The following is a 12463-nucleotide window of genomic DNA, read 5'->3' on the forward strand; positions in this document are numbered from 1 at the left end:
CGGGGTTGCGAGCCCCGCAGTCGCGAATTGAGGTGCCGTCGTGACCGGGCGCCGCACGGTGGTGACCGGCGTCGGGGTGGTCGCCCCCGGCGGCGCCAGCCGGGACCGGTTCTGGAAGGCCATCACCGAGGGGCGCACCGCGACCCGCCGGATCACCTTCTTCGACCCGTCCGCGTTCCGGTCGCAGATCGCCGCCGAGTGCGACTTCGACCCGGTCGCCGCCGGCCTCTCCGAGGCCGAGCGGCGGCGCGCCGACCGGTACGTGCAGTTCGCGCTCGCCTGCTCCGCCGAGGCGGTCGCCGACGCCGGGCTGGAGCTCACCGACGCCGAGCGGGACCGCGCCGGGGTGGTGCTCGGCACCGCCGTCGGCGGCACCATGGCCCTGGAGCAGGAGTACGTCACGGTCAGCGACACCGGCCGCCGGTGGCTGGTCGACGCCGCGCGCGGCGGCCCGTACCTCTACCAGGCGCTGGTGCCGAGCAGCCTGGCCGCCGACGTGGCCTGCCGGCACGGGCTGCACGGCCCCGCGCAGGTGGTCTCCACCGGCTGCACCTCGGGCATCGACGCCATCGGGTACGCCCACCAGCTCATCGCCGACGGCGAGGCCGACATCGTGCTGGCCGGGGCGGCGGACTCGCCTATCTCCCCGGTGACCGTCGCGTCCTTCGACGCGATCAAGGCGACCAGTCCCGACAACGACGATCCGGCGCACGCCTCCCGCCCGTTCGACGCCGACCGGCACGGCTTCGTCCTCGCCGAGGGCGCGGCGGTGCTGGTGCTGGAGGAGGCCGGGCACGCCCGGCGGCGCGGCGCCCACGTCTACTGCGAGGTCGCCGGCTACGCCAGCCGCAGCAACGGCTACCACATGACGGGGCTGCGGCCCGACGGGCTGGAGATGGGGCTGGCCATCTCGGCCGCGCTCAAGCAGGGCCGGATCGCCCCCGAGCAGGTCTCCTACATCAGCGCGCACGGTTCCGGCACCCGGCAGAACGACCGGCACGAGACCGCCGCGTTCAAGCGGGCCCTCGGGCAGGCCGCGTACCGGGTGCCGATCAGCTCGATCAAGTCGATGGTCGGGCACTCGCTCGGCGCGATCGGCTCGATCGAGATGGCCGCCTGCGCCCTGGCCGTCGAGTTCGGCGTGGTGCCGCCGACGGCCAACTGGACCACCCGGGATCCGGAGTGCGACCTGGACTACGTGCCGAACGAGGCGCGGGAACTGCCGGTGGACGTGGCGCTGTCGGTCGGCAGCGGGTTCGGCGGCTTCCAGTCGGCGATGGTGTTCCGCCGGCTGTCCGGGGCGGTGCTGCCGTGACCGCCCGGGCGGTGGTGACCGGCATCGGCGTCGTCGCGCCCAGCGGCATCGGCGCCGGGGCGCACTGGCGGACCGTGCTGGCCGGCACCCGCCGGACCGGGCCGATCACGCTGTTCGACCCCACCGGCTACCCCACCCGGCACGGCGGGGAGGTGCCCGGCTTCGACGCCGCCGCGTACGCCGACAACCGGCGGCTGGTGCAGACCGACCGGTGGACGCACCTGGGGTTCGCCGCGACCCGGCTCGCGCTGGCCGACGCCGACCTGCCCGAGCAGGCCCCCGACCCGTACGGGTACGCGGTCGCCCTGGCCAGCTCGTCGGGCGGGAACCTGTTCGGGCAGCGGGAGCTGCAACGGCTGTGGGGCGGGCCGAGCCGCACCGTGGGGGCGTACCAGTCGATCGCCTGGTTCTACGCGGCCAGCGTCGGGCAGCTCTCCATCCACCACCAGTTCAAGGGGCCCTGCGGCGTGCTGGTCGCCGAGGCCGCCGGTGGGCTGGACAGTCTGGCGCACGCCGCGCGGGCGGTGCGCCGGGGCACGCCGGTGGTGATCGCCGGGGCGACGGAGTGCCCGCTGAGCCCGTACGCCCTGGCCTGCCAGTTGCGTTCCGGGCTGCTCAGCGACGTGGTCGATCCGGAGCGGGCCTACCGGCCGTTCGACGCCGCCGCGAGCGGTTACCTGCCCGCCGAGGGCGGCGCGGTCTTCGTGGTGGAGGAGCTGGGCCACGCGCTGGCCCGGGGCGCCCGCGTGCACGGCGAGGTGACCGGTTGGGGCGCCACCCACGACGCCGTCCACACCGGACCGGACAGCGCCGGTGACCCCGCCCAGTACGCCCGGGCGATGCGGCTGGCCCTGGACCGGGCCGGCGTCGGGCCGGACGCGGTCGACGTGGTGCTGCCCGACGCGCTCGGCGTGCCCCGCTACGACCGCAGCGAGGCCGAGGCGCTGCGCGCCGTCTTCGGCGACCGGCCGCCCCCGGTGACCACGCAGAAGCCGCTGACCGGCCGCGCGCACCAGGGCGGCTCCGCGCTGGACGTGGCCACCGCCCTGCTGGCCTTCGCGCACGACACGCTGCCCGCCTCCGCCGGCCCCGACGAGGTGGCCGACGGCTGCGAGCTGGACTTCCTCCGGGAGCACCGGCGGCCGCGCAGCCGGCTGGCGTTGGTCTGCGCCAGGGGTTTCGACGGGTTCAACAGCGCGCTGGTCCTGCGCGGGGCGGCGCCGGCGAGGGGAGCGGTGGCATGACCGGACAGAGCGGGCAGCGGGCGCGGGTGGTCTTCCTGGTGCGGGTCCCGGCGCCGCGCACGGAGCAGTTCCTCGCCGCGTACGAGGCGATCCGGCACCTGGTCGCCGGTGGCGTGCCGGGGCACCTGGTCGACCAGGTCTGCCGTTCGTCGGCCGACCCGGAGCAGTGGCTGATCACGAGCGAGTGGGCGAGCCTGGCCGACTTCGAGGCGTGGGAACGCAGCCCCGAGCACCGGGACCTGGTGCGGCCGATGCGGGAGTGCTTCACCGACGCGCGTTCGCTGCGGTTCCTCGTCCACGCCCAGACCCCCACGCCGGCCCCGGCCTGACCGCCGCCTCCCACCGCGCCGCCGGTGCCCGCCCGGGCGCCGGCGGCGCCGTCGTCCGCCCTGCGGCGCGGTTGTCCGCCCGCCCCGCACGGTGACCGGGCCGGCGCGTTGCGCCATCGGCCGTCCGGGGGAGGCCGTTCCACCGTACGCACGAGGTGTCATCCGGCGGTTACGCTGAGCCGGCCTACCCGCCCGATCCTGCCCGCCGAAGCGGCTGCCGGCAATCCGGCCAGCCGCTCTTTCTGATCTAGCCATTTGCATCTAGTAATGGATCGGGACGGCGTCGTAAGGTTCCCCGCAGCACTCCGATGGACGCACCTTCTGGGCATTTTGCCCTCTTTGAGGCTGGGCGGTGAACGGCAGTGACAACAGGAAATCCTGCGGCGACGGACCGGGGCTGGGTTGACGAAGTTCTGCTCGCAGGCCGTTCCACCGACGTTTGTCTTCGACTGCCCGAGCCGATCGACCGGGACACGCTGCGCCGGCTGGTGACCGACGCGCAGGCCCGGCTCGCCGCCGCCGGACTGCGTCCCGGAGGCGCCGCGGCGCTGCGGATGCCGCCCTCGCTGGCGTACGTGGTGAACCTGCTGGCCACCTGGCGCACCGGGGCGCAGGCCGTGCTGCTCGACCACCGGCTCACCGACCACGAGGTGGACCGCGCGCTGGAGCGGCTCACCCCGCAGGTGGTCGTCGCGCCGGTGCGCACCGGCGGCGGGGCGCTGCGGATCTTCGTCGACGTCACCGAGGGCGTCACCGCGTACGCCGACCGCCCCGCGGTCAGCGGGCACGCGGTGATCCAGCTCAGCTCCGGCTCGACCGGCCCGTCCAAGGTGATCGGTCGCACCGCCGACGACCTCGTCGCCGAGGTGCACCGCTACACCCGCATCGACGGGGTGGCGCTGCCCGGCGAACGGATCATCCTGCTGCCCTCGATGGTGCACGTGCTCGGCCTGGTCGGCGGCCTGCTCTACGGCCTGCACGCCGGGGTCGAGCTGGTGCCGCCGGAGCGGCTCAGCGGCGACGCCGTGCTGGCCGCGATCGCCGGCGGCGACTCGCCGGCCACCGTGCTCGGCGTGCCGTTCCACATCGGACTGCTCGCCTCCACCCGGCCCGCCGGGCCGCTGCCGCAGTTCAAGCGGATGACCACCGGCGGCGAGCTGGTCCCGGCCGCCGTCGCCCGCGCCTTCACCGACCGCCACGGCGTGCCGCTGGGCAACATGTACGGGATGACCGAGGTCGGCGTCATCGGCACCGACCTGTACGGGCGGCACCGCCCGTCGATCGCCCCCGCCCCCGGCATCGAGGTCCGCGAGGTCGACGGCGAACTCCAGGTCAGCCGCCCCGCGTCGCCGTACGTCGGCCTGAGCGACCCGACCCGCTGGGCCGACGGCTGGCTGCACACCCGCGACGCCGGCACGGTCGACCCCGACACCGGGCTGGTCACCGTGCGCGGGCGGCTGGACTCGCAGGTCTCCGTCGGCGGCCTGAAGGTCGACCTCACCGAGGTGGAGACGACCGTCGCCGAACTGCCCGGCGTCGCCGCCGCCGTGGTCGTCTGGGACAACGGCATCACCGCGTACGTGCAGCCGGACGGGCCGCTGTCGGAGGAGGTGCTGGACAAGCTGCTCGCCGAGCGGCTGGCCGGCTACAAGCGGCCGCGCACCCTGCACCTGCTGGATCAGCTGCCCCGCACCACGACCGGCAAGCTGGTCCGCTCGGTCGACGCGCTCCGGGCGGCGTCGACGTGACCGGTCCGCCCCGCCGCCCCGTCCACCCGTACCTCGACCACCTCGACCGGCGGCGCGTCGGCGCCGACCACCGCGACCGCCAGGACCAGGCCCCCGCCGACCCGCGGGTGCCCGACGCGCAGGCCCGCCACGCCCGGCACCGGCCGCAGCAGCCCGCCGCCCACCGGCCGCGCGGGCCCCGCGCGCCGGGGCACACCGGCAGCGACGGGCACCGGCATCCGCCGGCGCAGGCCACCGTCGCGCAGCCCCACCCCGAGCGCCTTGCCCACCGCCTCCTTCGCGGTCCACAGCCGCAGGAAGTCCGCCGCCCGACCGCCGGCGGGCCGCCCGGCCAGCCAGGCCGCCTCGGCCGGGGCGTACCACCGTCGGGCCAGCGCCAGGGCGGGCAGCGGCCGGGACCGCTCCACGTCGACCCCGACCGGGCCGGCCACGCGGGCGGCGACCACGACCACGCCGTCGGTGCGGCTCACGCTGACCGGCAGCTCCGGCATCGGGTCCACATCGCAAGCGCCGACGAGCGGACGCCCGTCCGGGCCGTGGCCCACCACGATCTGCGCCTCCGCGCGGCCGAGCAGCGTGGCACCCGCCCGCCGCAGCAGCCGCCCGGCCGGGATCGGCAGACCGCCGCCCCCTCGGCCGACCCACACGTACACGGTGTCCCGACCGGGCACCGGTAACTGGCTCACGGAAAGAGGTTAACCATGCGAGCCGAGATCCGCGCCTTCGTCGTCGAGCAGCTCGAGGACATGAACTACGACGTCGAGGGCATCGACGACGAGACCACCCTCGGACCGTCCGGGGTGGACCTGGAGTCGTTGGCCCTCGCCGACCTGGCCGTGCGGGTGGAGGACCGCTACGGCCTGAAGTTCGCCGACGACGAGTCGGAGAAGCTGGCCCTGATGACGGTCGGCGAGTTCACGACGATGGTCGCCGACCGGGTCGCCGGGGCGACGAGCGACAACTCCTGATGGCCGGTCAGCCCGACCTGGGGCGAGCCGACCTGGTGACCATGCTCGCCGAGCTGACCGAGAAGCCGGCCGCCGAGGTCGGCGACCGGATCGGCTCGATGGAACTGGCCTGGTTGGTGCACCTCGTCGAGCAGCGCTACGACCGACGGCTCGACCTCACCGACGACCAGCTCGCCGGCATCCGTACCGTCGACGACGCCCTGGCGGTCTTCCGGACCTCCCTGACCGCACCCGCCGATGGCTGAGCGGGCCGCCGTCCAGCTCACCGGCGTCCACGCGACCAGCGCGCTCGGCAGGGGACCCGACGCGCAGCTCACCGGCGTGCTGACCGGGGCGCCCGCGTTCCGGCCGGTGGACCGCTTCGACACGGCGGCGCGCCGGGTGGACGCCGCCGCCACCCTGCCCGACGTCGGCGACCTGGCCGACGAGCTGGCCGAGGCGGTCGACGCCGCCTGCCGGGCCGCCGGGCTCGACGCGGGCCGCCGGGCCGGCGCGGCGCTGCTGCTGGCCGTGCACGGCTGCGCGGGCGTGCCGGCACTGACCACCGGCCTGGCCGCGCGGACCGGGCTCACCGGCCCGACCCGGGCGTACACCACCGCCTGCGTCTCGGCCAGCAGCGCGGTGGCGGACGCCGCGACGCTGATCCGGCGGGGCGACGTCGAGCGGGCGGTGGTCGCCGCCGGCTACCTGGTCGAGCCGGACCAGTACGCGCTCTTCGACGCCGGCCGCGCCCTCGCCACCGACGGCGCGGTGCGCCCGTTCAGCGCCGGCCGCACCGGGCTGCTGCTCGGCGACGGGATCGCCGCGGTGGTGCTGGAGTCGGCGGCCGTCGCCCGGGCGCCGATGGCCGACCTGCTCGGGTGGGGTCGGGCCGGGGACGCGTTCCACCCGTGCCAGCCGGAGCCGGGCGGGCGTGGCCTGGCCCGCGCGGTCGCCGCGGCGCTGCGCCGGGCCGGGCTGGCGGCGGAGGCGATCGGGTACGTCAACGCCAACGCCACCGGCACCGGCTACAGCGACGCCTCCGAGGCGGCGGCGCTGCGCACGGCGCTCGGCGCGGCGGCGGCGCGGACCCCGGTCAGCTCCACGAAGGCCCTGCACGGGCACGCCCTGGAGGCCTCCGGCCTGCTGGAGCTGGTGGTCACCGTGCTCGCCCTGCGGCACGGGAAACTGCCCGTCAACGCCGGCTGGCTCGGCCCGGACCCGGCCTGCCCGGTCGACGTCATCCGCGACGCGCCCCGGCCGGCCGCCACCGGGTACGCGCTGAGCCTCAACGCCGCCTTCGGCGGCGCGAACACCGCCCTGCTGGTGGGTGCCGCATGAGCGGGGTCGACGGCCCGCGCGCGGGCCGGGACGTGCTGGCGCCCGCCGCCGGTCGCCTCGTCGTGCTGGCCGAGGCGGCCTGGCCCGAGCCGGGCGACGGCGCGCCGCCACCGGTGCCCGGGTTCGTGCACTCCAGCTTCCCGCCGCTGGTCGCGGCGGTCGCCGAGCGCTGCCTGACCCGGGCGTACGACGGGCGACCGGCAACCGACGGCGAGCGGACCGCGATCGTGCTGGCCAGCGCGGCCGGGGACCGGGCCAGCGCGGCGCACGTACGCGCCACGGTCGCCGCCGGCGGCCGGCCCGGGCCGCTGTTCTTCTTCCAGTCGGTGCCCAACAGCGTGGCCGGGCACGTGGCCGCCCGCTGGGGGCTGGGCGGGCCCGTGGTCTGCCTCGCGCCGACCGGGGACCCGCGCGACGAGGGGATCGCCGAGGTCGACCTGCTGCTGCACGACGGCGACGCCGACCGGGCGTTGCTGGTCCTGATCGAACAGGCACCGGACGACGGCGGTGCGCGGGACGCGGGCGGGGACCCCGGGGCCCGGGCCGTGGCGGTGCTGCTGGGGGGAGGAGACGCACCATGAGGACCAGGGGACTACGGGGGACGCTGGCCGCGGACGAGGGGATCGGCGCCGGCAACGTGCTGGCCCGGGTGCTGGCGCACGGCGCCGACCCGGACGGGCCGGGGCTGACCTTCGACACCGCCGTGGACGGCCACCCGGCCGAGCGGCCGCTCACGCTGGGCCGGCTCGACGAGCGGGTCGCCGCCCGGGCCGCGTGGCTGCACGAGCGGGGGATCAAGCCGCGCGACCCGGTCGCCGTCTGGGCCACCGCCGCCGCCGACATGGTGCTCAGCTTTCTCGCGCTGACCCGGCTCGGCGCGATCCCGGCACTGATGAACGGCAAGCTGCGTCCCGAGATCGCCGCCGAGTACGTCCGCCGGCTGCGCGGCGTCGGGGTGCTCGCCGACGACGCGCACACCGCGCTGCTGGTCGGGCACGACCTCGGCGTGCCGGTGATCGGTACCCCCGCCGAGGCGGGCACCGGCGACCCGGCCGCCGCGCCGGCGCACTACCGGCACCACGCCGACGACCCGGTCGTCATCACCCACACCTCCGGCACCACCGGGGTGCCCAAGGCGGTGCTGCACTCGCACGCGAGCCTCTTCGCCGCCACCCGGCACCTGCTCACCATGCCGCAGGCGCAGGGCACCAGCCGCATCCTCAACGCGCTGCCCGCCCCGCACACCGCCACCGTGCTCATGGTCAACCAGGCCCTCGGCAACCGGGCGGAGATGTTCCTGCTCTCCGACCAGAGCGGCGAGCGGGTGCTCGACGCCATCCAGCGCTGGCGCCCTGACGGGGTGTTCGGCTTCTCCGTCACCTGGGCGGAGCTGGCCCGCTTCGACCTGTCCGCGTACGACCTGGACTCGGTGTCGCTGTGGTTCAACACCGGCGACTGCTCGCACGAGCCGCACGTGCGCCGGCTCGTCGCGGTCGGCTCCCGGGACGTGGTGACCCGCGACGGGATCAGCCGGGTGCCCGGCTCGGTCTTCATCGACGGGCTCGGCTCCAGCGAGATGGGGCACTCGATGTTCCACATCACCCACCGCACCGACACCGACCGGTACGGCCGCTGCATCGGCCGCCCCTACCGCTTCGCGAAGGTCGCCGTGCTCACCGCCGACGGCGACCCGGTGCCGACCGGCGAGGTGGGCTGGCTCGGCATCGACTCGCCGTCGCTGTTCCGCGGCTACTGGAACGACTCGGTCACCACCCACCGCTTCCGTCGGCGCGGCTGGTACCTGACCGGGGACCTGGTGTACGCCGACGACGAGGGCCGCTACTACCACATGGACCGGGCCGTCGACTCCGTCGACGCGGGCGACGGCCGGCGGTTCTACACCGCGCTGTCGGAGGAGCGGATCCTCGCCGCCTGCCCCGACGTCACCGACTGCACGGTGGTGATCGTCGCCGAGACCGGCCGGGTGGTCACCGACGTGCTGCTGGAACTCGCCGCCGGCGCCGACGACGCCGAGGACCGCACCGAGCGGGTCCGGGCGGCGCTCGGGCCGGACGTCGGCGCGACCCTGCGCCGGGTGGTGCCGGTACGGCCCGCCGACATCCCGGTCACCGTCACCGGCAAGGTGCGCAAGGTGGTCCTGCGGGAGCGCTATCTCACCGAGTCGCCGTCATGACCGCCGTCATCACCGGGATGGGGCTGTTCACCCCCGTCGGCCGGGGCGTCGCGGCGACGTTCGACGCGCTCTGCGCCGGGCGGTCCGGGCTGACCCGACCACCGGCCGGGCACCCCGCCGCCGGGTCGCTGGAGGTCGCCGGCCTGCTCCCGCAGATCGACCCGCGCACCGTCGCCTCCGGCCCGGAGACCCGGGTGCTGGACCGGATCGTCGTGCTCGCCCTGCTCGCCGCCGCCGACGCGCTCGCCGACGCCGGCATCGAGGTGGGCCGGGACGTGGACCCGGGCCGGATCGGGGTCATCGTCGGCGGGGTCGGCGGAATGTCGACCCTGGAGGCGCAGGTGCTGGCGCGGGCCGAGCGGGGCCGCGCCGCGGTCAGCCCGTACCTGCTCACCGGCATCCTGCCGAACATGCCGTCGGCGCGGATCGCCATCGCGCACGGCATCCGCGGCTACACCTCGTCGGTCGGCACCGCCTGCGCCTCCGGCGCCCAGTCCGTGGCCGACGCGGTCCGGCTGATCCGGGCCGGGGAGGCCGACGTGGTGCTCTGCGGGGCCAGCGAGGCACCGCTGTTCCCGACGTTCGCCGACACCTTCGGCAACGCCCGCGCGCTGGCCCGGGGCTGGGACGACCCGACGGCGGCGAGCCGGCCGTTCGACGCCCGCCGCAACGGGTTCGTGCTCGCCGAGGGCGCGGCCCTGCTGGTGCTGGAACGCGCCGAGCACGCCGCCGCCCGGGGCGTCACCGGCTACGCCGAGGTCGCCGGCTACGGGGCGACCACCGACGCGTACCACCCGACCGCCCCGCGGCCCGACGGCGCCGGCGCGGCGGAGTGCATGCGCCGCGCGCTGGCCAGCGGCGGCGTGCCCGCCGCGCGGGTCGGCTACGTCAACGCGCACGGCACCGGCACGAAGCTCGGCGACATCGCCGAGACCACCGCCCTGGCCGAGGTGTTCGGCGACGGCGGTGTGCCGGTCAGCTCCACCAAGGCGCTCACCGGCCACCTGCTCGGCGCCTCCGGGGTGCTGGAGACGGCGGCCACCGCGCTGGCGCTCGGCCGGGGCCTGCTCCCGCCGACGCACAACCTCGACGACCCGGACCCGGCCTGCCCGGCGGACCACATCCGCACGGAGCCGCGGGCGACGGAGACCGGGTACGCGCTGACCAACTCCTTCGGCTTCGGCGGCCAGAACGTGAGCCTGCTGCTCGCGCGGGCCGCCCGGCCGAGGGCCTGAGACAGGCTCCACCCCGGGCGGGGCGCGCCCGGGCGGCAGACCACGGGGGACCCGTGGAAAGGGCTGAGGACATGGACATCCGTGGAATAGACCACATCGAACTCTACGTGGGGGACGCCCGGCAGGCGGCCTTCTACTTCGGCCGGGCGGTCGGCTTCCACCTCTGCGGCCAGGGCGGTCCCGAGACCGGGCTGGCCGACCAGCGGTCGCTGCTGCTGTGCCACGCCGACATCCGGATGGTGCTGACCTCCGGGCTGACCGCCGAGCACCCGGCGTCGCGGTACGTGCAGCGGCACGGCGACGGCATCGCCGTGGTCGCGCTGGAGGTCGACGACGCCGCCGCCGCGTACGCCGAGCTGGTGCGCCGCGGGGCGGCGGGGGTGACGCCACCGACCACCTGGACCGGGCCGGACGCCGAGGTGGTGACCGCCGAGGTGGGCGGCTTCGGCGACGTGCTGCACCGCCTCGTGTCGCGGCACGGCGACCGCACCGAGTTCCTGCCCGGGGCGGTCGAGATGACGCCCCCGGCCGGCGGCAGCGACGACAAGCTGCTCGCCGAGATCGACCACCTGGCGGTCTGCGTGCCGCCGGGCCAGCTCCACGAGACCGTGCGGCACTACCGGGAGGTGTTCGGGTTCGCGGAGATCTTCGAGGAGCACATCGAGGTCGCCGGGCAGGCGATGAACTCCAAGGTGGTGCAGAGCCCGTCGGGGCGGGTCACCCTGGTGCTGCTCGAGCCGGACCGCAGCCGCCGGCCGGGGCAGATCGACGCCTTCCTCGACCAGCACGCCGGCGCCGGGGTGCAGCACCTCGGGCTGCGCACCGACGACATCGTCACCGCCGTCGGCACCCTCGCCGACCGGGGCGTGCGCTTCGCCGGCACCCCCGGCAGCTACTACGACACCCTCGAGGCGCGGGTCGGCCGGGTGGACGCGCCGCTGGACCGGCTGCGCGACCTCGGTGTGCTGGTCGACCGCGACCACGGCGGGCAACTGCTGCAGATCTTCACCGAGTCCATGCACGTGCGCCGCACGCTCTTCCTGGAGCTGATCGAGCGGCGCGGGGCCCTGACGTTCGGCAGCGGCAACATCAAGGCGCTCTACGAGGCCAAGGAACGGGAACTGGCCGCGGCGGGGGCGAGGACCGCCGCCGCGGCCGCGACACCGCAGGAGGTGCGGGCGTGACCACGACCGAGTTCGAGCCGACACTGACCGCCGAGGAGGAGGCGCTGCTCCCGTCCGACGAGGACGTCGCCTTCTACGCCGAGCACGGCTGGTACCTGTCGAAGAAGCTGCTCACCGACGACGAGGTGGACGCCCTCACGGCGGCCGCCGACCGCTACTACGACGGCGAGCGGGCCCGCCACCTGCCGGTGCGCCCGCCGAAGCTGGCCTACTGGGAGCCGTCGAAGGGCGCGGTGCAGCGGCACAACGACTACGTCCACCACGAGCACGACGGGCTCGGGGCGATCCTGCGCAAGCCGCTCATCGGCGCGGTCGCCGCCCGGCTCGCGCGGGCCACCGAGATCCGGGTCTTCCAGTCCACGCTGATCTACAAGCCGCCGATCTCCGGCGAGCCGTCCAACATCGTGCCCTGGCACTTCGACAAGCACTACTGGGCGTCCTCGTCGTCGGAGAACATGCTCACCGCGTTCATCCCGTTCCATGACTGCGGCGAGGAGATGGGCACGATCACCATGGTCGACGGCTCGCACCGCTGGAAGGAGGTCGGCGCGGACGACACGGTGGTGCGCCACTTCGCCGACCGCGACCGCGACCAGTTGGAGGAGATGCTCGCCGCGAACGCGGCCCACAACGGCGCCGAGATCCGCAAGGTGCCGATGGTGATCCCCAAGGGACACATGAGCTTCCACCACTGCCGCACCTACCACGGCAGCGGCGCCAACGTCAGCGGCCGCCCGCGCCGGGCGATCTCGCTGCACCTGCAGGACGGCGACAACGCCTGGCGGGAGTACCCCCTCTCCGACGGCACGCTCGCCGCGTACAACCACGACGTGCTGGTCCGCCGCACCCCCGACGGGCGGCCGGACTACGCGGACCCCGAGTACTGCCCCATCATCTGGCGCCACCGCGCCCCGCAGGGAGGCTGA

13 protein-coding genes are annotated in these 12463 nt (G+C 75.6%); 12 read left to right on the forward strand and 1 reads right to left on the reverse strand.

Annotation, left to right across the window (positions count from 1 at the left end):
* Positions 1 to 40: 40 nt before the first annotated feature.
* The 4 genes from ACFY23_RS26430 to ACFY23_RS26445 all read left to right on the forward strand — a co-directional run bounded on the left by ACFY23_RS26430 (position 41) and on the right by ACFY23_RS26445 (position 4636).
* A complete protein-coding gene (locus ACFY23_RS26430) occupies positions 41 to 1315 on the forward strand; it encodes a beta-ketoacyl-[acyl-carrier-protein] synthase family protein (RefSeq protein WP_350685998.1) in 1275 nt (424 codons plus the stop codon).
* On the forward strand, positions 1312 to 2559 hold the full coding sequence (locus tag ACFY23_RS26435; protein ID WP_350685996.1) for a beta-ketoacyl synthase N-terminal-like domain-containing protein: 1248 nt from the start codon (positions 1312 to 1314) through the stop codon (positions 2557 to 2559). Before ACFY23_RS26430 ends, ACFY23_RS26435 begins: the two co-directional genes overlap by 4 nt.
* Positions 2556 to 2888 (forward strand): antibiotic biosynthesis monooxygenase family protein, encoded by a 333-nt coding sequence (locus ACFY23_RS26440; RefSeq protein WP_350685994.1) that lies wholly within the window; start codon positions 2556 to 2558, stop codon positions 2886 to 2888. The genes ACFY23_RS26435 and ACFY23_RS26440 overlap by 4 nt, the downstream gene beginning before the upstream one ends.
* A 362-nt stretch (positions 2889 to 3250) precedes the next feature.
* Positions 3251 to 4636: a class I adenylate-forming enzyme family protein gene (locus ACFY23_RS26445; protein ID WP_350685993.1), complete on the forward strand. Its 1386-nt coding sequence runs from the start codon at positions 3251 to 3253 to the stop codon at positions 4634 to 4636.
* On the opposite strand, the gene ACFY23_RS26450 is transcribed toward ACFY23_RS26445, so the two are convergent.
* Complete coding sequence (locus tag ACFY23_RS26450; protein WP_350685992.1) at positions 4567 to 5322, reverse strand: 4'-phosphopantetheinyl transferase superfamily protein; 756 nt, start codon at positions 5320 to 5322, stop codon at positions 4567 to 4569. The two genes, ACFY23_RS26445 and ACFY23_RS26450, sit on opposite strands and share 70 nt — an antisense overlap.
* A 15-nt stretch (positions 5323 to 5337) precedes the next feature.
* Between ACFY23_RS26450 and ACFY23_RS26455 the strand changes: the two genes are divergently transcribed.
* From ACFY23_RS26455 to ACFY23_RS26490, 8 genes are all read left to right on the forward strand, one after another.
* Entirely contained in the window at positions 5338 to 5604 is a 267-nt protein-coding gene (locus ACFY23_RS26455; RefSeq protein WP_350685991.1) for an acyl carrier protein, read from the forward strand.
* A complete protein-coding gene (locus tag ACFY23_RS26460) occupies positions 5604 to 5849 on the forward strand; it encodes an acyl carrier protein (protein ID WP_350685990.1) in 246 nt (81 codons plus the stop codon). The genes ACFY23_RS26455 and ACFY23_RS26460 overlap by 1 nt, the downstream gene beginning before the upstream one ends.
* Positions 5842 to 6924 (forward strand): beta-ketoacyl synthase N-terminal-like domain-containing protein, encoded by a 1083-nt coding sequence (locus ACFY23_RS26465; protein WP_350819390.1) that lies wholly within the window; start codon positions 5842 to 5844, stop codon positions 6922 to 6924. Before ACFY23_RS26460 ends, ACFY23_RS26465 begins: the two co-directional genes overlap by 8 nt.
* Positions 6921 to 7505 carry a beta-ketoacyl synthase chain length factor gene (locus ACFY23_RS26470; RefSeq protein WP_350687248.1) on the forward strand — a complete coding sequence of 195 codons (585 nt, stop codon included), beginning with the start codon at positions 6921 to 6923 and terminating at the stop codon, positions 7503 to 7505. The genes ACFY23_RS26465 and ACFY23_RS26470 overlap by 4 nt, the downstream gene beginning before the upstream one ends.
* Positions 7502 to 9118, forward strand: coding sequence for a class I adenylate-forming enzyme family protein (locus tag ACFY23_RS26475; protein ID WP_350687246.1), 1617 nt, complete (start codon positions 7502 to 7504; stop codon positions 9116 to 9118). Before ACFY23_RS26470 ends, ACFY23_RS26475 begins: the two co-directional genes overlap by 4 nt.
* The gene (locus tag ACFY23_RS26480; protein ID WP_350819391.1) at positions 9115 to 10353 is read left to right on the forward strand and encodes a beta-ketoacyl-[acyl-carrier-protein] synthase family protein; all 1239 of its coding nucleotides are present in this window, start codon (positions 9115 to 9117) and stop codon (positions 10351 to 10353) included. The genes ACFY23_RS26475 and ACFY23_RS26480 overlap by 4 nt, the downstream gene beginning before the upstream one ends.
* 71 nt (positions 10354 to 10424) lie before the next feature.
* Entirely contained in the window at positions 10425 to 11537 is a 1113-nt protein-coding gene (gene hppD / locus ACFY23_RS26485) for a 4-hydroxyphenylpyruvate dioxygenase (protein ID WP_350684308.1), read from the forward strand.
* Positions 11534 to 12463 (forward strand): phytanoyl-CoA dioxygenase family protein, encoded by a 930-nt coding sequence (locus ACFY23_RS26490; protein WP_350684309.1) that lies wholly within the window; start codon positions 11534 to 11536, stop codon positions 12461 to 12463. The genes hppD and ACFY23_RS26490 overlap by 4 nt, the downstream gene beginning before the upstream one ends.

The organism is Micromonospora sp. NPDC000121, assembly GCF_042899165.1.
Lineage (GTDB): Bacteria > Actinomycetota > Actinomycetes > Mycobacteriales > Micromonosporaceae > Micromonospora.

Excerpts from the sequence above, each read along its gene's own strand:
- ACFY23_RS26440 (WP_350685994.1), top strand. The coding sequence starts at position 2,556 with ATGACCGGACAGAGCGGGCAGCGGGCGCGGGTGGTCTTCCTGGTGCGG.
- ACFY23_RS26455 (WP_350685991.1), top strand. The coding sequence starts at position 5,338 with ATGCGAGCCGAGATCCGCGCCTTCGTCGTCGAGCAGCTCGAGGACATG.
- ACFY23_RS26460 (WP_350685990.1), top strand. The coding sequence starts at position 5,604 with ATGGCCGGTCAGCCCGACCTGGGGCGAGCCGACCTGGTGACCATGCTC.
- ACFY23_RS26465 (WP_350819390.1), top strand. The coding sequence starts at position 5,842 with ATGGCTGAGCGGGCCGCCGTCCAGCTCACCGGCGTCCACGCGACCAGC.
- ACFY23_RS26470 (WP_350687248.1), top strand. The coding sequence starts at position 6,921 with ATGAGCGGGGTCGACGGCCCGCGCGCGGGCCGGGACGTGCTGGCGCCC.
- ACFY23_RS26475 (WP_350687246.1), top strand. The coding sequence starts at position 7,502 with ATGAGGACCAGGGGACTACGGGGGACGCTGGCCGCGGACGAGGGGATC.
- ACFY23_RS26480 (WP_350819391.1), top strand. The coding sequence starts at position 9,115 with ATGACCGCCGTCATCACCGGGATGGGGCTGTTCACCCCCGTCGGCCGG.
- hppD (WP_350684308.1), top strand. The coding sequence starts at position 10,425 with ATGGACATCCGTGGAATAGACCACATCGAACTCTACGTGGGGGACGCC.